Below are 22,139 nucleotides of genomic sequence, written 5' to 3' on the forward strand. Positions count from 1 at the left end.
ATGAAAGCGGAGTATAAGGGTCATAGGATTGTGGAAGCCGATAAACTCGCGTTCGATCTCTCTACATGGCGTCCGTCCGATCCAACTGATTTTTCGGTCACCATTGATTTCTATGCGGGAGAAGAGGGCAAAGAAGGCTCGGATGCTTTCACTGCCACGGTGTGTTCGCCGACATGGTTTCTTCGGTCCCACAAAGAAGCGGTATTTTCTGGTGAAAGCGTGATTTTCATGCGGACGTTCGATCACCTTCAACTGGAAAAATTTCTCATCGCTCGATGTGCTTCGGCTGAGGGCAATAGCTGGCATGAGATAGCCTTTGAGCTTTCGCGGGTCGGGCTATGGGAATTCGAATACAAGCTCTGAATTTCAAACTGAGACACTACCTGACATGAGCCGATGTTTCCATTTCGATCTCACACGCTTTGGTCGCAGCCGGCTCGCCCTTGCACAGGTCAAGCAGCGTCCTTACGCTCGCGCTGACCAACCGAGGAGCAAGTATGCGTTTCGAAGGCACGGCGGCCTATGTCGCCGACAAGGATCTGATGGTGGCGGTGAACGCCGCGATCGCGCTGGAGCGGCCATTGCTGGTCAAGGGCGAGCCGGGCACCGGCAAGACCGAGCTTGCCCGCCAGGTGGCATCGGCGCTCGGCCTCGACCTGATCGAATGGCACGTCAAGTCGACCACCCGTGCGCAGCAGGGACTGTATGAATATGATGCTGTCTCGCGGCTGCGCGACAGCCAGCTCGGCGATGCCAGGTTCAACGACATCAAAAACTACATCAAGCGCGGCAAGCTCTGGCACGCCTTCGCGGCCGGTAAGAAGGTCGTGCTGTTGATCGACGAGATCGACAAGGCCGATATCGAATTCCCCAACGACCTTTTGCAGGAACTCGATCGGATGGAGTTCTTCGTCTACGAAACCGGCGAAACGATCCGCGCCGCTGTGCGCCCCATCGTCATCATCACTTCCAACAATGAGAAGGAACTGCCCGACGCCTTCCTGCGCCGGTGCTTCTTCCACTACATCCGCTTTCCCGATGTCGACACGCTGCACAAAATCGTCGACGTGCACTATCCCGGCATAAAGCAGAATTTGGTGCGTGCTGCCCTGACCCAGTTCTACGAGATCCGCGACGTGCAGGGGTTGAAGAAGAAGCCGTCGACCTCCGAGGCGCTCGACTGGATCCGCCTGCTGGTCGCCGACGACATCGCACCCGAGGATCTGCGCGCCGACCCCAGGAACGCGCTGCCGAAGCTGCACGGCGCACTGCTCAAGAACGAACAGGACGTGCATCTGTTTGAACGCCTGGCCTTCATGGCCAGACGGCAGGGGTGAGGATCGAGGGTTGGCTGACAGCTACGGGCGGCTTTGGCCGCTTACTCCGCGGGAGCAAACCCTCTCTCCTGCGGCGCGACGCGCTTCGGCCCGAAGATGACGAAGCCGATGACCGACAGGGCGAGAACGCCGATCCCGCAATAGAGCATGACCCAGCCGAAACCATTGACCAGCGCGGCATGCACGATGGCGCCGGATGGGTCGAGGGCTGCGAGCTTCGGCGTCCCCTGCGCAAGGCCCTCCAGATTGCCGGTGGCGACCCTTTCCGCCAGTGCCCGCAACTCATCCGGCTCCAAAGCCGCGCCGAGTGTGGCCCGCAGGTGGGAAACGATACCTTGCGTCAGCAGCAGGCCGAGCACCGCGATGTTGATAGCGAGCGTGATCAGGCGTGCGCTGATGTCGATGCCGGACGCCATGCCGGCACGATCCGGCGATACCGCGCCGGTCGTGGTATTGGTGGTCGGCGAATTGGTGAGACCGATGCCGATGCCGGCAATCAGCGTGCCGGGCAGCATGGTCAGCCAGGTGGCGCCCTCGAGCCTGGAGCCGATCCACATGGCGATGAAACCGATCCCTAGCGTCAGCAGACCGAGCGGGATGGCAATTCGTGCCTGATAGCGCGCGCGAATGCGCTCGGCGATCGGCGGCATCACCATGAAGGGCAGCGTGTAGACGAGCAACAGCAGGCCGGTCGTCGTGCTGTCATAGCCGAGAACGCCCGAATAATAGATCGGCAGATAGATGATGAACGGCCAGTAGCTGAAATTCATGCCGATGGCGCCCATGATCGCGCCGGAAAACTGGCGGATGCGGAACACGGAGAAATCGAACATCGGATAGGGATTGACCCTCTCGGCGACAAGGAAAGCGATGAACGCAGCCACGGAGGCTGATATCACGCCGATGCGGGCGCTGTTCCCGAGATCCGCACCCTGCGTAATCAGATAGGAGAAGCCGAACACAGAAGCCGACAGCGTCAGCATGCCGGCCCAGTCAAGCTTCTGGGCGTTGTGATCGCGCGATTGCGTGACACCGGCGCCGATAAAGGCGAGCGCCAGGATCGCCAGCGGCACGTGGATGAGGAACACCCATTGCCAGTTCGACAGCGCCACGATCAAGCCACCGATGGCGGGCCCGAAACCGAGCCCGATGCCTGAGACGACGCTCCAGGCGACGAAAGCCTTGCCGCGTTCGCGGCCGTCCTGGAACTGATGCGACAGCACGGCGACGCTGCAGGTCAGCATCGCGCCGCCGGCGAGACCTTGCAGGAAGCGGGCGGCGATCAGCAGTGCAGCACTCGGAGCCAGGCCGCACAGCAGCGAGGCGAGGCCGAAGGCGACGGTGGTGATCACCATCACGCTCTTGCGGCCGAAACGGTCGGCCAATGTCCCTGTCGCCATCAGCACTGTCGTGCAGGCGATGGTGTAGGCATTCATGATCCACTGCAAATCCCTGAAATTGGCGGCGAGCACGCTTTCCAGTTTCGGCAGGATCACCGGCACGCTGGAGATTTCGAGCCCGAATAAGAGCGACGCCAGGCACACGCCGGTGAGCGCGATGGTGTTTCGTTGAATCGGCATATCGATCTCTTTCCATCCGAGCATGAGGCGCTCTTCAAACCGCGATTAAGTTGAGATAGAGGAGACTTGATCATGAAAAAAGGCTATGCTCGGCTATATCAGAAATGACAAAACGGAATGATTAGCCAATGGAGTGCTGCGATGACCAGTCTTGATGTGGACGCCGTACGAACCTTTGTGATGGTGGCCGATCTGCAGAGCTTCACCCAGGCGGCCACGGCGCTGGGCAGCACCCAGGCGACAATCAGCGTCAAGCTGCGCCGTCTTGAGGAAAAGCTCGGCGCGCGATTGATCGAAAGAACGCCGCGCCGCGTCAGCCTGTCGGCACGAGGCGCCGTCTTCCTTCCCGCCGCGCGCGACTTCCTTGCAGCGCACGAGCGCGCCATGGCGGAGTTTGCGTCAGCACCGTGCCGGCTTGCGCTCGGCTTTGTCGATCATGCCGCCGGTCCGGCGCTGTCCATTCTGATTGCCCAGCTCCATGCGCACGATCCATCGCTGACGCTCAGTTTGAGGATCGATACCAGCACGGTGCTCAAGGAAGCTTTCGATCACGGCGAGCTCGACGCGGTTATCGTGCACCGCGAAGGCGACAGCCGTCCTGGCCGGACCTTGTCGCGCAACCACTATGGCTGGTTCGCAGCACCTTCCTTCGAGTGGCAGCGCGGAACGCCGTTGCGCCTCGCGCTCTTAAGCACCGTGTGCAACTGTCCGGATCGTGTGCGGGCGGTCGAGGCGCTGGACAAAGCAGGCATCGCCTGGGAGGAGGCCTTCGTCGGCGGCGGCGGCGCGGCCGTCAACATTGCGATATCGGCGGGCTTTGCCGTTTCGGCGCTGGCTCACTGCGTCGCTCCGCCCGGCCTGATCGAGGTTGGCCGCAAACTTGGTCTTCCATCGCTTGACCCTTCCGAAGTGGTGCTGCATTCGCACAATCTGGCGCCGCGGGCGCGTGACGCGCTGCAAATGCTGGCGACCGCATTTCGCGAGTACAATTCGCCGGTGGATTAGGCGATGGTGTTTCCGATCTGATTCCGCCGGAATCCGATAAGGCTTTGGAGGAACCGAAATGACCGAGATCACCGTCCGCCCGCTGGCGCTGGCCGACCATGCCGACTGGCGGCGGCTGTGGACTGCCTACCTCACCTTCTACGAGACCAAGCTGCCGGACGAGGTCTACGACATCACCTGGAAACGACTGTTCACGGAAGGTGAATTCGAACCGAAGGGGTTTATCGCCACGCTCGACGGCAAGGCGGTCGGCCTGACCCATTATCTCTATCACCGCTCCGGCTGGTCGGAGAAAAACAACTGCTACCTGCAGGACCTGTTCGCCGACCCCGACGTGCGCGGCAAGGGCATCGGTGCGGCCCTCATCGAAGCGGTGAAGCAGGAAGCCGGCAAGATCGGCGTCAAGAACGTCTACTGGATGACCCACGAAACCAACGCCACCGCGCGCAAACTCTACGACCATGTCGCGCGGCGGACAGGGTTTATCGAGTATGATCTGCTATGATGCGAGCGCGATCGAAATAACGCGGAAGGAGCCGAATGATCCGCTATGTCGGAATCCTGGATGGCAGTGACGGCGTTTGGGGAGTGCGGATGCCCGATCTCGCCGGCTGCCACGGGGCCGGCGCAAACCCGGCTGAAGCGATAGCCGATGCCGCGTCGGCTATGCGCGAATGGGCGGAAGCCCGCATCGCAAAGCACTTGCCCATGCCCAACCCACGTACTGTGGCAAATCTTCTGCAATCCGGCGAAATCGACAGTGCCCGTGGCGACTCCGCCGTGACCGTTCGGCATAGATAACGGCCAACCATGTTCCTCCCCTTCTTTCTCGAACTAAAGGCCGCGCGGGTTCCCGTTTCGCTCAGGGAATATCTGTCGCTGCTGGAAGGGCTGGAGGCCGGGCTGGTCGACTATGACGTCCAGGGTTTTTACTACCTCGCCCGCGCCGCGCTTGTGAAGGACGAACGCCATATCGACCGCTTCGACCAGGTGTTTGCGCATGTCTTCAAGGGGATCGAGGCGCTCACCGGCCCCGATGCCGTCGGTGTCGCCAACATCCCTGAGGAATGGCTGCGCCGGCTCGCCGAAAAGCACCTGACCGAGGAAGAGAAGAAACTGATCGAGGCGCTCGGCGGTTTCGACAAGCTGATGGAGACACTGAAGCAGCGGCTGGAGGAGCAGAAAGGCCGCCACCAGGGCGGCTCGAAATGGATCGGCACCGGCGGCACTTCGCCTTTCGGCGCCTATGGCTACAATCCCGAAGGCGTGCGCATCGGCCAGCATGAAAGCCGCAATCGCCGTGCGGTGAAAGTCTGGGACAAGCGCGAGTTCAAAAATCTCGACGACGCCGTCGAGCTCGGCACCCGCAACATCAAGGTGGCGCTGAAGCGCCTGCGCCGCTGGGTGCGCGAGGGTGCGGAGGAAGAGTTCGACCTGCCCGGCACCATCCATGCCACCGCCGAGCACGGCTATCTCGATGTGCAGACGCGCCCCGAACGGCGCAACGCCGTGAAGCTCTTGATGTTCTTCGATGTCGGCGGCTCGATGGACGACCACATCAAAAGCGTCGAGGAGCTGTTTTCGGCCGCCCGCGCCGAATTCCGCCAGCTCGAATATTTTTACTTCCACAACTGCCTTTACGAGGGCGTCTGGAAGGACAACCGGCGCAGGCATGCCGAGACCATCCCGACCTTCGATCTGCTTCACAAATACGGCCCCGACTACAAGGTGATCGTCGTCGGCGATGCCTCGATGAGCCCTTACGAGATCGCGCATCCCGGCGGTTCGGTCGAGCATTGGAACCCGGAAGCCGGCAGTGTCTGGCTTGGCCGCCTCATCCAGCAATGGCCGAATGCGGTCTGGCTGAACCCCGAAAATCAGAAAAAATGGGGCTTCACCCATTCGATCGCGATGATCCGCGATCTCTTCGGCGACCGCATGTTCCCACTGACGCTGGCCGGGTTGGAAGCCGCGACGAAGCAGCTTTCACGCAAGCATTGATATGAGAGGAAAACCGATGACCTGCTTTCTTTGCCCGCAATGCGGCGTCCAGTTCGCGGCAACGCAGACCCCTCCAGAAAATTGCCCGATCTGCGAGGACGAGCGGCAATATGTGCGCTGGGAAGGCCAGGCCTGGATCACTGGGGAAGAACTCTCTGCCGGGCATAGGCTTGTGATGAAGGACGATGCCGGCGTTCTCGCTTTCGGCATCGAGCCGCGCTTTGCTATCGGCCAGCGGGCGCTGCTGGCGCAGACGCCGCACGGCAATGTGCTGTGGGATTGCATCTCGATGGTGAGCGACGAGGCGGTAGCCGAAATCAACCGTCGCGGCGGCCTGGCCGCGATCGCCATTTCGCACTGCCACTATTATTCGGTGATGGTCGAGTGGAGCGAGGCGTTTGGCGGCGTGCCGATCTATCTCCATGCCGACGACCGCCAGTGGATTATGCGGCCGCACAACGCCATCGTCAGCTGGGCGGGCGAGACGCTGGCCATAAACCCGTCGCTGACACTCGTGCGTTGCGGTGGCCATTTTGCCGGCGGCCAGGTGCTGCATTGGAAACGCGATGACGGTAACGCCCTGCTGTCCGGCGACATATTGCAGGTGACGCCGACGCGTCGCCATGTCAGCTTCATGTACAGCTATCCGAACTACATTCCGCTCAATGCGCCGGCCGTGCGACGCATCGCGGCGGCACTTGAGCCTTTCGAATTCGACGACATCTACGGCGCGTGGTGGCAGCAGAACATCATCGGCGGCGCAAGAACGGCATTTCATGCGTCGATCGCCCGCTATCTTCAGGCGATTGGGTAGGAGCTCGGCTGAAAATGCGAGCAAAACACGTAACAAACGCCTATCTCTAAGCGAATATAGCTTGCAACCAACAACAAGCCGCCAAGGCTGAGGAGATCAAATGGACACCCACACCTACCCTGTCACCCGCACCGACGCCGAATGGCGCGCCCGCCTGACGCCCGAGCAATATGCGGTCATGCGCGGCCATGGCACCGAACGGCCCGGAAGCTGCGCGCTGCTCTACGAAAAGCGCGCCGGCACCTTTTCCTGCGTCGGCTGCGACCAGCCGCTGTTCGAATCCAAGCTCAAGTTCGAGAGCGGCACCGGCTGGCCGAGCTTCAATGATCCGGTGCCCGGTTCGGTCGAAAACACCGTCGACCGCAGCTACGGCATGGTCCGCACCGAATGCCACTGCGCCCGCTGCGGCAGCCATCTCGGCCATGTCTTCGAGGACGGCCCGCCGCCGACCGGCCTGCGCTATTGCATCAACGGCGTGGCGCTGAAATTCGAGCCGGCGGCTTAAGCCGCAGCTTGACCACCATCTTCAAAGGGCGGCTTCGGCCGCCCTTTTTCGTGTCAATCTTCTCAGACAACCACCACCAGGATCAGCCAAAGCGTAGCCCCGAGCGTCATCAACGAAGCCTTGGCGCCACTGGATTTTTCCGTGGTTCGCCAGACGGCAAAGGTCAGAAAGATGTTGTAGGGCACGGGCGCGAAATGCACCGCCAGGACGACGGCGAGCGGCAGCTTCAAGCCGAGCAGAATGAGCGCGGCCACCGACGAGGCGATGTTGATCGCCGTGCCGACAAGGACTAGATCGCGCCAGAACAACCGCTCGACCGGCACCGCGCCTTGCCAGCGCGAGCCGAAGAAGGATCCGATGCTTTGCACCAACACCTGATAGCTATCCCTCTCCCAGCACGTCGGTGACGGCGCGCTCGAAGCGCGAGCATTCCGTCACCAGCCAGTCGGCCATGGCCGGCCAGTTGTCCTCGGCATAGCAGTTCACCCGCCACATCGAATTGATGCCGAGGCCCTCGCAGCTCTGCTCCGGCCTGAGCTTCAGCCAGTCTTCGATTGCCGGTTGGAACGGCTTCAGCCGCGACCAGACCCCGGTCGCGCCGAACTTCTCGTTACGGCCGAAAAAGACGCCAACTTGGCTTTGCGCCGGCGCGACATACATGGACAGGACCAGAGCGAAGTCGGGCAGCCCGCGCTGCCAGAACCAGGGTCCGCGCCGCGCCATGGAAGCGCGTTCCTCCGGATGCCGTTCGGCGAACAGCGCCCAGAAGCTGCGTTGGCGGAATTCAGAGGCGCGGCGGGCGCCGAAGTCGAATTCGCTCATGGTTCGATGCCCGTTCCAGCATCATTCCTTGGCCCGAGACTGTTTCGAAATTCGCTCTGGCGATATCAGCCGGAGTAGAATTTCCAGACAGCCTTACACCATGCCGAGCGCGGCCTTGTAGAGATCGAGGATGGTTTCCTCTTCCTGGCGCTCGGCCTGGTCCTTCTTGCGCAGCCGGATGATCGACCGCATCGCCTTGGTGTCGAAGCCGGTGCCCTTGGCCTCGGCGAACACTTCCTTGATGTCGTCGGCGATGGTCTTCTTTTCTTCCTCGAGCCGCTCGATGCGCTCGATGAAGGCGCGCAACTGGCCGGCGGCAACAGTCTGGCTGGTATCTGTGATGTCGTCGGCCATGTTTTTTCTCCGCTACTTTTTCGCACCGCGATTCTGGCGCGGTAAATTGGAGCGGGTTCGATGCCCGAGCAGGCGCGGCGGGTCAAGCCATTATCGGCGCTTCGTGAACGGCTGCTGCCAGCCGTCCCCAGTGTGATGGATCCGCGCGTCAGCCAAACGCGATCAACAGATCCTTCGCATCGATCTGATCGCCGGCCTTGACCAGCACTTCGGCCACTGTGCCGTCGCGCTCGGCATGCAGGGCCGTCTCCATCTTCATGGCTTCGATCGACAACAGCACGTCGCCGGCCTTGACAGCTTGGCCGGCGGCAACCGAAAGGGCGGAGACCACGCCCGGCATCGGCGCGCCGACATGCGCCTCGTTGCCGGGCTCGGCCTTGCGCCGAGCCTTGGCCGCCGAGGCGCCATGCGCCCTGTCCGGCACCCGGACACGGCGCGGCTGGCCGTTGAGCTCGAAGAACACGGTGACCATGCCCTTCTCATCGACGTCGCCGATCGCAAGGCAGCGCACTACAAGCGTCTTGCCTTTTTCGATGTCCAGGAAGATCTCATCCTCGGACTTCATGCCGTAGAAATAGGTCGGCGTCGGCAGCACACTGACCGGCCCGTAGGTTTCCTGCGCGGCGGCGAAGTCGGTGAACACCTTCGGATACATCAGCCAGGAGGCGAATTCGTACTCCGAGAGCTTGCGCTCCAGCTTCTGCTCGATCTCCCTGCGGCTGGCCTTGAGGTCGGCTGGCTTGAGCAGCGAGCCCGGCCGTACGGTGATCGGCTTGGTTTCCTTCAATGCCTTCTTCTGCAGCTTCGCAGGCCAGCCGCCGGGCGACTGGCCGAGATCCCCGCGCAGCATCGAGACGACCGAGTCCGGGAAGGCGATGTCCTTGGCTGGGTTTTCGACGTCGGCAACGGTCAGATCCTGGCTCACCATCATCAGCGCCATGTCGCCGACCACCTTGGACGACGGCGTCACCTTGACGATGTCACCGAACATCAAATTGACGTCGTGATAGGCTTGTGCCACCTCGTGCCAACGCGTTTCCAGCCCCAGCGAACGCGCCTGTTCCTTGAGGTTGGTGAACTGGCCGCCCGGCATTTCGTGCAGATAGACTTCCGAGGCTGGCCCCTTGAGGTCGCTTTCGAAGGCGGCATACTGGTTGCGCACCGCTTCCCAGTAGAAGGAGATTTTGCGGATCCATTGCGGATCGAGGCCGGGATCGCGCTCGGTTCCCTTCAGCGCCTCGACGATCGAGCCCAGGCAAGGCTGCGAGGTGTTGCCGGAGAAGGAATCCATCGCCGCGTCGATGGCGTCGACGCCGCTTTCCACGCCGGCCAGCACCGTCGCCGCCGACAGGCCTGACGTGTCGTGGGTGTGGAAATGGATCGGCAGGTCGGTCGCCTCGCGCAGCGCCTTGAACAGCACGCGGGCGGCAGCCGGCTTCAAAAGCCCGGCCATGTCCTTGACGGCGATGATATGGGCGCCGGCGGCCTGCAATTCCTTCGCCAGCCCGACATAGTATTTAAGGTCGTATTTGGCGCGCGCCGGATCGAGGATGTCGCCGGTGTAGCAGATCGCCGCTTCGACCAGCTTGCCCTCGGCGCCCACCGCGTCCATGGCGACGCGCATATTCTCGACCCAGTTCAGGCAGTCGAATACGCGGAACAGGTCGACGCCGCCGGCCGCCGCATGGCTGACGAAATGTTGCACCACATTGTCGGGATAGTTGGTGTAGCCGACGCCGTTGGCGCCGCGCAGAAGCATCTGCAGCAAAAGGTTGGGGGCGGCTTCGCGCACTTTGCTCAGCCGCTCCCACGGATCCTCGGTCAGGAAGCGCATGGCGACGTCGAAAGTGGCGCCGCCCCAGCATTCCAGCGACAGCAGCCGCGGCAGCGCCCGCGCATATGTGCCGGCGATGCCGGCAATGTCATGCGTGCGCATACGGGTGGCGAGCAGCGACTGGTGGCCGTCGCGCATCGTCGTGTCGGTGACAAGCACCTCTTTTTGCTCACGCATCCAGGCAGCGAATTTCTCCGGCCCCAACGCGTCGAGCTTCTGCTTGCTACCATCAGGCACGTTGCCGTTGAGATAGGGCACGACAGGCGCTGCCGCATCGGCCTTGGGCATCGGACGGCCGCGGGTTTCGGGATGGCCGTTGACGCTGACGTCGGCCAGATAGTTGAGCAGCTTGGTGGCGCGGTCCTGCCGCTTCACTTGCGCGAACAGCTCCGGCGTCGTGTCGATGAACCTGGTCGTATAGGAATTGTCGGCGAAGCGCGGGTGGTTGATGATTGCCTCGAGGAAGGTGAGGTTGGTCGCCACGCCGCGGATGCGGAACTCGCGCAGGGCCCTATTCATGCGGGCGATCGCCTCGGCCGGTGTCGGCGCCCAGGCAGTCACCTTCTCCAGCAGCGGATCGTAGAAGCGGGTGATGACCGCGCCCGAATAGGCGGTGCCGCCGTCGAGGCGGATGCCGAAACCGGCGGCTTCGCGATAAGCGGTGATGCGGCCGTAGTCCGGAATGAAACTATGCTCCGGATCCTCGGTCGTGATGCGGCACTGCAGCGCGTGACCGTTCAGCCTGATGTCGGCCTGCGCCGGCACGCCCGACTCTTTCGTGCCGATGGCAAAGCCGTCCAGTATGTGGATCTGCGCCTTGACGATGTCGATGCCGGTCACCTGCTCGGTGACGGTGTGCTCGACCTGGATGCGCGGATTGACCTCGATGAAGTAGAATTTGCCGGTGTCGGCGTCCTGCAGGAATTCCACCGTACCGGCGCCGATATAGCTGGTCTCGCGCGCGATCTTGAGCGCATAGCCGCAAAGCTCCTGGCGCAATGCCTCGCTGAGATAGGGCGCCGGCGCCCGTTCGACGACCTTCTGGTTGCGGCGCTGGATCGAGCAGTCGCGCTCGAACAGATGTACAGCGTTGCCATGCGTGTCGCCGAGCACCTGGACCTCGACATGGCGAGCGCGCTCGATCAGCTTTTCGAGATAGACCTCGTCCTTGCCGAAGGCGGCCTTGGCCTCGCGCTTGCCTTCCATCACCTCGCGGGCGAGGTCGGCTTCCGCGCGGATGGCGCGCATGCCGCGCCCGCCGCCGCCCCATGATGCCTTGAGCATCACCGGATAGCCGACTGTCTTGGCGAGCTGCTTGACTGCTTCCATGTCGTCCGGAAGCGGTTCGGTTGCCGGCACCACCGGCACGCCAACCTCGATGGCCAGATTGCGCGCGGCGACCTTGTTGCCGAGCCGGCGCATCGTGGCGGGCTTCGGTCCGATGAAGGTGATGCCGGCCTCGGCGCAGGCATCTGCGAATTCAGGGCTTTCCGACAGAAGGCCATAGCCTGGATGGATGGCGTCGGCGCCGGACAGCCTGGCGACGCGGATCACTTCCTCGATCGACAGATAGCTTTCGATCGGCCCCATGTCCCTGGCCAGATGCGGCCCGCGCCCGACCTGGTAGCTTTCATCGGCCTTGAACCGATGCAGCGAATATTTGTCCTCCTCGGCCCAGATCGCCACGGTTTTGAGGCCGAGCTCGTTGGCCGCGCGAAAGACGCGGATGGCAATTTCGGACCGGTTGGCGACGAGGATCTTCGTGATGGCCAAGGAAGCAGGCTCCGGACAGGAGGGTGGGGCAGAGGCATGATTAACGCGAAAATGCTGCAGTGCAACCAAAATCGGGGAGAGGTTAAACCGATTTAAATGCGATTCTAGCACCACCGCTCGAAAAGATGCGTGCGATTGGCGTCGCGAGGTGACGCTAATTGTCGTGCCCGCACAAATTCGACCCGGCTAGCGGCTTATCCAGCCACCCTCGCTGCCGCCCTGTCACCAAAGAAAAAATGCCCGGCGCGAGCGCCGGGCATTCCATAGAGCTGTGTTCCGAATTACGACTTCGGGAACCAGGAGATCTTGCCGTCCGGACCCTTCTTCCATTCGTACATGATGTAGCCCGGGAGCTTCGGATCGCCCTTCGCGTCATAGGCGAGATCGCCCAGAACGGTCTTGAACGGGCCCTTCTCGTGCAGCGCCTTGGCCACTTCCACGGGGTCGTTCGACTTGGCCACGGCAGCGGCCTCGGCGATCACCTGCATGGCGGCGTAGGAGTAGAGAGTGTAGGCTTCCGGCTCGAAGCCCTGGGCGCGGAACTTCTCGACAAGTGCCTTGTTCTCGGGGATCAGGCGCGGATCGGGACCGAAGGTGTTGAGCGTGCCGATAACCGCATCGCCGGCGATCGCAGCCAGCTCGTCGGTGACGATGCCGTCGCCCGACATCAGGGTGGCCTTGAGGCCCTGGTCCGCCGACTGGCGGATGATCAGGCCGGCTTCGGTATGCAGGCCGCCCCAATAGATCAGGGTAACACCGGCGTCCTTCATCTTGGCAATCAGCGCCGAGAAGTCCTTGTCGCCGACATTGACGCCTTCGTACATGACTTCGGTCAGGCCGGCTGCGTTCATCGCCTTCTTGGTCTCGTCGGCAAGGCCCTGACCATAGGGGGTCTTGTCGTGGATGACGGCAACCTTGGCGTCCTTGAAGTTGGTCGCGATATAGCCGCCGGCGATGCCGCCCTGCTGGTCATCGCGTCCGCAGGTGCGGAACACGTTCCACAGGCCGCGCTCGGTGAATTTCGGGTTGGTCGCCGCCGGGGTTACTTCGACGATGTTGTTGTCGACGTAGACTTCCTGCGAAACCGGGATCGAGACGCCCGAGTTGAAGTGGCCGATCACGAACTTCACGCCGTCGCCGACGAACTTGTTGCCGACCGAAATGCCCTGCTTCGGATCGGAGACGTCGTCGCCGACTTCGAGCTTGATCTGCTCGCCGTTCATGCCGCCTGCGGCGTTGATGTCGGCAACGGCCGCTTCCGCACCCTTCTGCAGCTGCGCACCGAAGGCCGCATTCGGACCGGTGATCGGACCTGCGACGCCGACGATAACGTCAGCCCATGCATTGCCACCGAACGCGACAAGCGCGGTCAGGGCAACGGCGGACAAAAGTGATTTCTTCATTTAAACGCTCCCATTTACGAGGTGGGCGTGGATGAAACTTTCATGCGATGCCCACCCTTATCGCAGAAAGCGTACTTTGCCGATTTTCAGGCCCTTGTCACGCCGATTCATCCCCGGAACGGCGTTAATGATGAACGTCAACCTTTCGGTTTCCAGCTTAAGATCGAAGCCCGTTCGTAAAGCCAATTATACTGCGTCACCATCTGGTTCGTACGCGTGTATTGATAGCCGACAAACCCCAATATCATGAGCACGATTGTGTCCACGACATAGTATTGCAGCGAAAACATCGTGCCGCCGAACAAGGCATGATGGATGAACCTGATGCCGATGCCGAGGCCCAGCAGATAGGCGAACAGCGCCGGCAGGCTGCGCCATGTCTGGGCGCTGGCCTTGCCGGTCATCCATGCCGCCCAGCCGCCGAGCAGACAGGTGACGAAGAAGAACTGCCAGATGGAAGGTTCCTCGTGAAGAATGCCTTGCATGATGAAGACTCCCTAGCATGATCCCGAAAAGTTGCAGACTTTTCGGACAAAGGTCATGCGACAAACAAACAAGTTGGAGCGGAATACCGTATGCATACATTCCGCTCCAAAATCAGTGATGGCCGCCTTCGAGATAGGCCGCCCGCACTTCCGGATTGGCGAGCAATTCCTTGCCTGTGCCGCTCATGGTCACGTTGCCGTTGACCATGACATAGCCGCGCGTGGCGAGCTTGAGCGCACCGAAGGCGTTCTGCTCGACCAGGAACACGGTCAGCCCTTGCGTGCGGTTCAGCTCGCGGATGGCATCGAAGATCTGCTTGACGATCAGCGGCGCCAGACCCAGCGACGGCTCGTCGAGCAACAGCAGCTTAGGCCGCGCCATCAGCGCACGTCCGATCGACAGCATCTGCTGCTCACCGCCCGACAGCGTGCCGCCGCGCTGGGCAATGCGCTCCTTGAGGCGCGGGAACAGCGCGAACACCTTCTCAGCATCTTCGTCATAGTGCTTGAGATTGTCGAGACCGGCGCCCATCTGCAGGTTTTCCATCACCGTCATGCGCGGGAAAATGCGCCTGCCTTCCGGCGACTGCGCAATGCGCATGCGGGCGATCTCGTGCGTCGGCATCTGGGTGATGTCGGTGCCGGCGAAAGTGATTGAGCCGGCACGAGCGCGCGGCGCACCGAAGATGGTCATCATCAGCGTCGACTTGCCGGCGCCGTTGGCGCCGATCAGCGCGACGATCTCGCCCTGGTTGACGTGGACATCGACGCCGTTCAGCGCCTTGATGTTGCCGTAGTAGGTCTCGACGCCCTTGATGTCGAGCAGCGTTGTCTCGGCCATCACTTACGCCCTCCGCGCGGCTTGCCTGTCGGGGATTTGGTGGCCGCCGGTTTGGACTTGGCCGTTAGACGCTCGGACGGTGCTCTTGGCGCGGAGTTGGCTCTTGTATCGTATTGGGTGGCCTTTGAAGCTCCCTTCGACACTGTGACCCGCTCGCCCTGGCTGTGGCCGATCGTGTCGCTTACCGGGCCGGCGAGATAGGAAGACGATGTGCCTGGTCCGTGAGCCGAATCCGGCCCGATGTCCAGCTGCTCGATGACGTCTTCATCGCCGACCTCGGTCAGCACCGTCTCGACCTCCTCGTCGTCGACGCCGAGATAGGCGGCGATGACGCGCGGGTCGGTACGCACCGATTGCGGGCTGCCGTCGGAAATCTTGCGGCCATATTCAAGCACCACGACATGGTCGGAAATCTGCATGACCACCGACATGTCATGTTCGATCAGCAGGATCGAGGTACTGCTCTTGATGTCCATCAGCAGCGAATTCAGCGCAGCCGACTCCTTCGGATTGAGACCGGCCGCAGGCTCGTCGAGGCACAGAAGTTCGGGCCCAGTGCACATGGCGCGCGCAATCTCGAGGCGCCGCTGCGCGCCATAGGGCAGGTCGCCGGCCGGATCGTCGGCGCGATCGACAAGGTCGGCCTTCTCCAGCCAGTGCTTGGCAAGCTCCACCGATTCAGCCGAGGCTCTGCGGTAGCCGCCGATCCCGAACAGGCCCAGGATCGTGTAGCCGGATGCCTTCATCAGCTTGTTGTGCTGGGCAACCAGCAGATTCTCCAGCAGCGTCATGCCCGAGAACAGGCGGATGTTCTGGAAGGTGCGCGCCACCTTGGCGCGCGCCGGGATCTCATGATTGGGCAGCCGTTCGAGCAGGAAGCTCGAGCCGTCGGCCCGGTTGAGCGTAATCATGCCTTCCGACGGCTTGTAGAAGCCGGTGATGCAATTGAAGACGGTGGTCTTGCCGGCGCCATTGGGTCCGATCAGAGCGGTGATCTCGCCGCGCTTGGCCTGGAACGACAGGTCGCCGATGGCGATCAGGCCGCCGAACTTCATCGAAAGATGCTCGACCTGGAGGATGGCGTCTTTCATACCCGGATTGGTCTTCTGAATGGAGGTCGCGCTCATCAGCCGTGCCCTTCCTTGGTGAAGGAGGAGGAGACCGCTTTTCGTTCACTGAGGAATGCCGTCGGTTCACGGCTGCCGACAAAGCCGCGCGGCTTCCACAGCATGACGATGACCATCGCCATGCCGAACAAAAGCATGCGGTAAAGCTCCGGGGTGAAATCTTTTCCGAAGACACTTTTCAGGAAATCGAGTTCGCGCAGCGCCTCGGTGCCGCCGATCATCACCAGCGCGGCGACCGCGATGCCGACCAGCGAGCCCATGCCGCCGAGCACCACGATGGCCAGGATGATCGCCGATTCGAGGAAGACGAAGGATTCAGGGCTGACGAAGCCTTGCCGTGCGGCGAAGAAGGCGCCGGCAAAACCGCCGAACATGGCGCCGGTGGCAAAGGCGGTGAGCTTGGTGGTGGTGGTGTTGATGCCAAGCGAGCGGCAGGCAATCTCGTCCTCGCGCAGCGCCTCCCAGGCGCGGCCGACAGGCATGCGCCTGAGCCTGATGGTGACGAAGGCGGTCAGCAGCGCCAGCCCGAGAATGAGATAGTAGAGGAAGATCTTGTAGTAGGCGCTTGACTGGGCGATGTGCAGCACCTTGCCGATATAGTTCGGGTCGGTCGAATTAAACGTCATCAGGCCGAAGAAGGTGACCTTCGGGATGCCGGAGATGCCGGCCGAGCCGTTGGTGACTTCACGCCAGTTGATCAGCACCAGGCGGATGATCTCGCCGAAGGCCAGCGTCACGATCGCCAGGTAATCGCCACGAAGCCTGAGCACCGGAAAGCCGAGCATAACGCCCCAGAAGGCGGCCATGGCGCCGGCGGCGGGCAGCAGGATCCAGAACGACAGGCCGTATTGCGAACCAAGCAACGCATAGGCATAGGCGCCGACCGCGTAAAAGGCGACGTAGCCGAGATCGAGCAGGCCAGCGAGGCCGACGACGATGTTCAGCCCCCAGGCCAGCATCACATAGATCAGGATCTGGATGCCGAAATTGTCGACCCACTTCAACGAGCCCTGCAGGCCGCCGGTTATCGACCACGCGTAGATCGACAGCACCACGACGACGAGGATCGGGTATAGCACCAGCGCCGCAATGCCGAGCTTGGTGAAATTGGCGTGGATGAAGGAGCGGAAATAGAAGATCACGCAAGCGAGCGCGTAAATGACGGCCAATGCGCGCAGGAACTGAAGGTAGCCGGCCAGATCGGGTCCCACCAACACCGGCAGAGCGCTGCCGAACGCAACCAGGACAACCGCCAGCACGACGGCGACGATGAAGGCCGGAAGCAGGAAGAAGCGCGACGCGACGCTCGCCGGCAACAGGCCGGTGGCGACATTGGTGATCTTCTGATTGGCCATGAACGGCTGGCCATATGCAATGTAGAAGAAGCGGCCAAGCATGGTCAGCACGACCACGGTGATGAGCAGCAACCAGCGCTGCACCAGGATCAGCTGGTTGCTTATGTTCTGGTCGGTCTTCAGGCCGATGAAGAGAATGAACAACCCCAGCGAGATGGCGCCGGCATAGAACGCTTCGCGCAATGCACGCTGCACGGGGGAGGCGACGGTGTCGCGCTCCGAGGATACGGAAACCGCCATTGTCTCAGACCTTTTCGACTTCTGGCCGGCCCAAAATGCCGGAAGGCAGGAAGATCAGCACGATCGCCAGGATCGAGAACGCCGCGACGTCCTTGTAGTCGATCGAGAAATACGCCGACCACATGCTCTCGATGAAGCCGATCAAAAGCCCGCCAAGCACCGCGCCCGGCAGAGACCCGATGCCGCCGAGAACGGCCGCGGTGAAGGCCTTGACCCCCGGCACAAAGCCGTCGGAAAAGGCGATGACGCCGTAATACATCAGGAACAACGTGCCCGCGACGGCCGCAAGCGCTGCACCCATGATAAAGGTGATCGAGATCGTACGGTCGACATCGACACCGAGCAGCGCCGCCATCTTGCGGTCCTGCTCGCACGCCCTTTGCGCCCGGCCGAGGGAAGTCCTGTTGACCAGGTACCAGAACAGCGCCAGCAGCAGGGCGGTGACGACGACGATGATGATCTGCTTCAGCGACACGCTGATGCCGTTGATGTTGTAGACTTGGCTGACCATCGGCGGGATCGGCTTGTTGCGCGGACCTTGCGTCACCTGGATGAAGTTCGACAGCGCGATCGACATGCCGATGGCGGTGATCAGCGGCGCCAGCCGGAACGAACCGCGCAGCGGCCGGTAGGCCACCTTCTCGATCGTCCAGTTGTAGAGGCTGGTGAGCAGCATCGCCACGATCATCATGATCAGCAGCGCCAGGACGACCGGGACCGAATAGAACAAGGAGCCGAGGATGAGGAAGACAACGAGGGCGGCGAATGCCCCGACCATGAAAATGTCGCCGTGGGCGAAGTTGATCATGCCGATGATGCCGTAGACCATCGTGTAGCCGATTGCGATCAGCCCATAGATCGATCCCAGCGTCAGCCCATTGATAAGCTGCTGGACAAAGTACTGCATGTGTACATGGCTCCCCTGGAATGTCGCCCATGCAGACGCATTCCTTTTCGTATTTCCCCTAGTCGTAAAGTTTCGAGCCCGGATTGCAACGTGATTTTTCAAACATCGAGCGTGTTTTGCCGGCACGCCTTCCGATTGCCCGTTTTTTTGCTCCCGACCCCTGGACTATCGCGGACCCTATCATTGGCATAACGCAATGTCTTTGACGATTCCGCCGGACCAGCGACCTCATTTCGAAGGAATCCCGGTCGAAATTCGGTGATGAGACGAATCTTTGCGTTGTTGGCGGGCTTCGTTTTTTAGCCACATTCCGTACTGACCAGCTGCAACATGGGTTAGTTCCCGACTATGGCGGTGGATGCCTCACCCAACGCGCTAACCTTCCGCTGACTGGTTTCGCCAAGAGGTCCCGCTCTGGGTCCAAGTCTTCGTCTCGGTGGATGATCGGCAGCCTACCGTATCACTTAACCACAAAACCGTGCGCGAACGGATCGCGGTCGTCGATGAATATGGTGTTCAGGCCGGTCATCCGCGCCCAGCCGCCGATCGAGGGAATGATGGCCGGCTTGCCGGCAACAGTGACGTCCTTCTCGACCTTGCCCTTGAACAGCGAGCCGATGATCGATTCGTGGACAAAACTGTCGCCGGCCTTGAGCTTGCCCTTGGCATGGAGCTGCGCGATGCGCGCCGAGGTGCCGGTGCCGCAAGGTGAGCGATCGATCGCCTTGTCGCCATAGAAGACCGCGTTGCGCGCATCCGCGCCCGCCACTGTCGGCTCGCCGGTCCACAGCATGTGGGACAGCCGGTTGATGCCGGGGTTTTCCGGATGCACGAACGAGTACTTCTCGTTGAGCCGCTGCCGCACCACAGGGCTCCAGGCGACGAAATCGCCGGCGGAATAATCAGCCATGTCGCGAAAATTCGCCTGCGGCTCGACTATTGCGTAGAAATTGCCGCCATAGGCGACATCGACGGTGATCTCGCCAAGCTGTGGGCAGTCGACCGTCAGTCCCTCGGCATAAAGGAAGGACGGTACATTGGTGATGCGCACCTCCTCGACATAGTCGCCGACTTGCTTGTATTCGGCGATAACCAGCCCGGCCGGTGTGTCGAGCCGGAGCACGCCGGGTGTCTTCGGCTTGATCAGCCCATGTTCGATGGCCATCGTCACCGTGCCGATCGTGCCGTGGCCGCACATCGGCAGGCAGCCCGACGTCTCGATGAACAGGATGGCTATGTCGCAATCCTCGCGCGTCGGCGGATAGAGGATCGAGCCCGACATGACATCGTGGCCGCGCGGCTCGAACATCAGCCCGGTGCGGATCCAGTCATACTCCGCCAGGAAATGCGCCCGCCGCTCCATCATCGTCGACCCCTGAAGCAAAGGGCCGCCGCCGGCGACCAGCCGCACCGGATTGCCGCAGGTATGGCCGTCGATGCAAAAGAAGGATTTTTTGGCCATGATTTCCTCGAACTCAAAACCGTTGCGGGCTGAAGGGAGCAAGATCGATCGGCGAAGTTTGCCCGAGAACAAGATCGCGGATCAAGCGGCCGGTGGCCGCCGCCTGGGTCAGGCCGAGATGGCCATGGCCGAAGGCGTAGACAACGTTGGGCGCGGTTCGCGCCGTGCCGATCACCGGCAGCGAATCCGGCAGCGACGGGCGATAGCCCATCCACTCGCGGCCGCCTGACGCGTCCAGCCCCGGAAGGAATTGTCTGGCTTTTTCCAGCATGGCCTTCGAACGCGCAAAATTCGGCGGCCGGTCGAGACCGCCCAACTCGACGGCGCCGCCGACGCGCAAGCCCGTCTCGAGTGGCGTGATGACGAAGCCATGGCCGGAAAAGATCAGCATCCGCTGCACGTCGAAAGCGGTCTTCGGCAGTGTCGTGTTGTAGCCGCGCTCGGTTTCGAGCGGGATGGTGTCGCCAAGCGCCTTCGTCAGCAGATGCGACCATGCCCCGGCGGCCACGACAAGATGTCTTGCCTGCCTGGTCGTGCCGTCCGTCAGCGTCAGCGTCGCGCCATCAGGATTGGCGGCGACGCGCTCTATGCGCGCCTTTTCGAAACGCGCGCCCAGCCTTTCGGCATAGGCCCACACCCCCTTGCCGAGCAGTTTCGGATCGGCGACGGTCTTCCAGCCCGGCACGAAGGTGCCCTTGATGAAGCGCGGCGACAGTCCCGGCTGCAGCGGCGCCAGTTCGTCGCCTTCGACATGGCGAAAGCCGATGCCGAAGCGCTCGCGCGCCGCCCAGCCCGGCAGCCCGGCCTGAAATTCGGCCTCGCTTTCATAAAGCTCCAGCGAGCCGTCCTCGCGCAGCATCAGCCGCGTGCCGGAACGGTCGAGCAGGCCCATCCATTCAGCCTCGGCGAGCTTCATCATGCCTGCCTGAGCAGCAAGGCTCGCCTCATATTTTTCTGGTGCGCCAGCGCGCCAGAAGCGCAACAGCCAAGGCAACAGCTTCGGCAAGTAGGCCGGCGGGATGCTGAGTGGCCCGAGCGGATCGGCAAGCCATTTCGGCAAGTGCCGCATCATGCCCTTATGCGCCAGCGGCAGCACGTCGGAGAAGGCGAAGGCGGCGGCATTGCCGGAGCTCGTCTCCTCGCAGATGCCGGTGCGGTCGAAGACCGTGACGCTGCGCCCGGCCTCGGCCAGCATGGCCGCCGCGCAGATGCCGACAATGCCGCCACCGACAATGGCGATATCTACCCTCTCTCCCCGTTCACGGGGAGAAGGGGCCCGAAGGGCGGATGAGGGGCGGCGGCCCTCCTCTGTGTCCCTGGAATTTCCTTGCACGTCGGCGCTGCCCCTCATCCGGCTGCCGCCATCTTCTCCCCGTGAATGGGGAGAAGAAAGCCTTCAGAACTGCGGCAGCTTCGGCCGTACCGCCAGCGCGTCCTTGACGATCTTCTCGACCGCTTTGCGGCGCTCGCCCGACAGCGGCTGGCGCGGCATGCGCACGCGGTCATTTGTGTCGATCGCGAGCACTTCGGCAAGCTTGATGTTTTGGACCAGATAGGTCGAGACATCGAGATCGAGCAGCGGCCGGAACCAGCGGTAGATCGAAAGCGCCTCCTCGCGGCGGCCCTGCTTCATCAGCTGGTAGATGGCGACGGTCTCGCGCGGGAAGGCGACGACCAGACCCGCCACCCAGCCGATGGCGCCCACCGACAGCGCCTCGAAGGCGAGATTGTCGACGCCGGTGAACAGATCGTAGCGGTCGCCGAAGCGGTTGATGATCTCTGTCGAGCGGCGGATGTCGTCGGAGGACTCCTTGATGGCGACGAAGCGCTTGTCGGCGGCCAGTTCCTCCATCTGGTCGACGGTGACGTCGACGCGGTAGGCGAGGCGGTTGGAGTAGATCATCACCGGCAGGTCGCCGGCCTGAGCGACGGCGCGCAAGGCGGCGACCGTCTCTTCCGGGTTGGTGTGATAGATCGGGCTCGGCACCACCATCAGCCCGTTGGCGCCTTCCCGGCTCGCGCGCTTTGCGATGCTCGCCGCCTCGCGGGTGCCCGCCTCGTTGACCGTCAGCAGCACCGGCTTGTTGCCTGCAACTTTCTGGGCAGTCTTCAGCACCTCGATCTTCTCGTCATGCGACAGCATCGGCCCTTCGCCGAGCGAACCGCAGACGATGATACCGTCGCAGCCTGCCTCCATCTGCAAAGCAAAGCAGCGCTCCATCTCGGCATGATCGAGGCGGTCGTCATCAGTAAACTTGGTCGTGACGGCGGGGAAAACTCCGGTCCACATAATC

At 62.1% G+C, this 22,139-nt stretch carries 21 protein-coding genes and 1 pseudogene; 8 read left to right on the top strand and 14 right to left on the bottom strand.

Annotated elements, in window-relative coordinates; all coding sequences use genetic code 11:
• A complete protein-coding gene (locus NKH38_RS13565; protein WP_023700256.1) occupies positions 1-363 on the top strand; it encodes an Imm8 family immunity protein in 363 nt (120 codons plus the stop codon).
• Between the two features lie 134 nt (positions 364-497).
• Entirely contained in the window at positions 498-1,337 is an 840-nt protein-coding gene (locus NKH38_RS13570) for an AAA family ATPase (RefSeq protein WP_023694573.1), read from the top strand.
• A 41-nt stretch (positions 1,338-1,378) separates the two neighbouring features.
• On the opposite strand, the gene NKH38_RS13575 is transcribed toward NKH38_RS13570, so the two are convergent.
• The gene (locus NKH38_RS13575; RefSeq protein WP_352761033.1) at positions 1,379-2,917 is read right to left on the bottom strand and encodes an MFS transporter; all 1,539 of its coding nucleotides are present in this window, start codon (positions 2,915-2,917) and stop codon (positions 1,379-1,381) included.
• Between the two features lie 141 nt (positions 2,918-3,058).
• Between NKH38_RS13575 and NKH38_RS13580 the strand changes: the two genes are divergently transcribed.
• The 6 genes from NKH38_RS13580 (at position 3,059) to msrB (ending at position 7,242) form a co-directional block, all read left to right on the top strand.
• Positions 3,059-3,922, top strand: coding sequence for a LysR family transcriptional regulator (locus NKH38_RS13580; protein WP_023737887.1), 864 nt, complete (start codon positions 3,059-3,061; stop codon positions 3,920-3,922).
• 58 nt (positions 3,923-3,980) lie between these two features.
• Positions 3,981-4,427 carry a GNAT family N-acetyltransferase gene (locus NKH38_RS13585; protein ID WP_023668728.1) on the top strand — a complete coding sequence of 149 codons (447 nt, stop codon included), beginning with the start codon at positions 3,981-3,983 and terminating at the stop codon, positions 4,425-4,427.
• Between the two features lie 35 nt (positions 4,428-4,462).
• Positions 4,463-4,723: a type II toxin-antitoxin system HicB family antitoxin gene (locus tag NKH38_RS13590; protein ID WP_050485875.1), complete on the top strand. Its 261-nt coding sequence runs from the start codon at positions 4,463-4,465 to the stop codon at positions 4,721-4,723.
• Positions 4,724-4,732: 9 nt separating this feature from the next.
• On the top strand, positions 4,733-5,923 hold the full coding sequence (locus tag NKH38_RS13595) for a vWA domain-containing protein (RefSeq protein WP_352761037.1): 1,191 nt from the start codon (positions 4,733-4,735) through the stop codon (positions 5,921-5,923).
• Between the two features lie 16 nt (positions 5,924-5,939).
• Positions 5,940-6,737, top strand: coding sequence for an MBL fold metallo-hydrolase (locus NKH38_RS13600; RefSeq protein ID WP_023684142.1), 798 nt, complete (start codon positions 5,940-5,942; stop codon positions 6,735-6,737).
• 100 nt (positions 6,738-6,837) lie between these two features.
• Positions 6,838-7,242 carry a peptide-methionine (R)-S-oxide reductase MsrB gene (gene msrB, locus NKH38_RS13605; RefSeq protein ID WP_013529102.1) on the top strand — a complete coding sequence of 135 codons (405 nt, stop codon included), beginning with the start codon at positions 6,838-6,840 and terminating at the stop codon, positions 7,240-7,242.
• Positions 7,243-7,304: 62 nt separating this feature from the next.
• On the opposite strand, the gene NKH38_RS13610 is transcribed toward msrB, so the two are convergent.
• The 13 genes and pseudogenes from NKH38_RS13610 to NKH38_RS13670 form a co-directional block, all read right to left on the bottom strand.
• Positions 7,305-7,616: a hypothetical protein gene (locus NKH38_RS13610; protein ID WP_023688926.1), complete on the bottom strand. Its 312-nt coding sequence runs from the start codon at positions 7,614-7,616 to the stop codon at positions 7,305-7,307.
• 7 nt (positions 7,617-7,623) lie between these two features.
• A complete protein-coding gene (locus NKH38_RS13615; protein ID WP_023668723.1) occupies positions 7,624-8,064 on the bottom strand; it encodes a hypothetical protein in 441 nt (146 codons plus the stop codon).
• A gap of 93 nt (positions 8,065-8,157) precedes the next feature.
• Entirely contained in the window at positions 8,158-8,418 is a 261-nt protein-coding gene (locus NKH38_RS13620; RefSeq protein WP_023668722.1) for a DUF2312 domain-containing protein, read from the bottom strand.
• A 148-nt stretch (positions 8,419-8,566) separates the two neighbouring features.
• Positions 8,567-12,025, bottom strand: coding sequence for a pyruvate carboxylase (gene pyc, locus NKH38_RS13625; RefSeq protein WP_352761044.1), 3,459 nt, complete (start codon positions 12,023-12,025; stop codon positions 8,567-8,569).
• Between the two features lie 281 nt (positions 12,026-12,306).
• The gene (locus NKH38_RS13630) at positions 12,307-13,428 is read right to left on the bottom strand and encodes a branched-chain amino acid ABC transporter substrate-binding protein (RefSeq protein WP_023668720.1); all 1,122 of its coding nucleotides are present in this window, start codon (positions 13,426-13,428) and stop codon (positions 12,307-12,309) included.
• A gap of 137 nt (positions 13,429-13,565) precedes the next feature.
• Complete coding sequence (locus NKH38_RS13635) at positions 13,566-13,913, bottom strand: DUF6867 family protein (protein ID WP_023668719.1); 348 nt, start codon at positions 13,911-13,913, stop codon at positions 13,566-13,568.
• Positions 13,914-14,025: 112 nt separating this feature from the next.
• Positions 14,026-14,754, bottom strand: a complete 729-nt coding sequence (locus NKH38_RS13640; protein ID WP_023668718.1) for an ABC transporter ATP-binding protein — start codon at positions 14,752-14,754, stop codon at positions 14,026-14,028.
• 20 nt (positions 14,755-14,774) lie between these two features.
• Positions 14,775-15,881 (bottom strand): annotated as a pseudogene (locus NKH38_RS13645) (ABC transporter ATP-binding protein); the annotation flags it as partial.
• Positions 15,881-17,476 carry a high-affinity branched-chain amino acid ABC transporter permease LivM gene (gene livM, locus NKH38_RS13650; RefSeq protein WP_023668716.1) on the bottom strand — a complete coding sequence of 532 codons (1,596 nt, stop codon included), beginning with the start codon at positions 17,474-17,476 and terminating at the stop codon, positions 15,881-15,883. The pseudogene NKH38_RS13645 and the gene livM, both read right to left, overlap by 1 nt.
• Before the next feature lie 4 nt (positions 17,477-17,480).
• A complete protein-coding gene (locus tag NKH38_RS13655; protein ID WP_023668715.1) occupies positions 17,481-18,383 on the bottom strand; it encodes a branched-chain amino acid ABC transporter permease in 903 nt (300 codons plus the stop codon).
• A gap of 460 nt (positions 18,384-18,843) precedes the next feature.
• Positions 18,844-19,845 carry a 4-hydroxyproline epimerase gene (locus NKH38_RS13660; RefSeq protein ID WP_352761048.1) on the bottom strand — a complete coding sequence of 334 codons (1,002 nt, stop codon included), beginning with the start codon at positions 19,843-19,845 and terminating at the stop codon, positions 18,844-18,846.
• Between the two features lie 13 nt (positions 19,846-19,858).
• Positions 19,859-21,196: an NAD(P)/FAD-dependent oxidoreductase gene (locus tag NKH38_RS13665; RefSeq protein WP_352761051.1), complete on the bottom strand. Its 1,338-nt coding sequence runs from the start codon at positions 21,194-21,196 to the stop codon at positions 19,859-19,861.
• Between the two features lie 45 nt (positions 21,197-21,241).
• The gene (locus NKH38_RS13670) at positions 21,242-22,135 is read right to left on the bottom strand and encodes a dihydrodipicolinate synthase family protein (RefSeq protein WP_023700249.1); all 894 of its coding nucleotides are present in this window, start codon (positions 22,133-22,135) and stop codon (positions 21,242-21,244) included.
• Positions 22,136-22,139 lie beyond the last annotated feature (4 nt).

This window comes from Mesorhizobium sp. M1078, assembly GCF_040318615.1.
GTDB lineage: Bacteria > Pseudomonadota > Alphaproteobacteria > Rhizobiales > Rhizobiaceae > Mesorhizobium.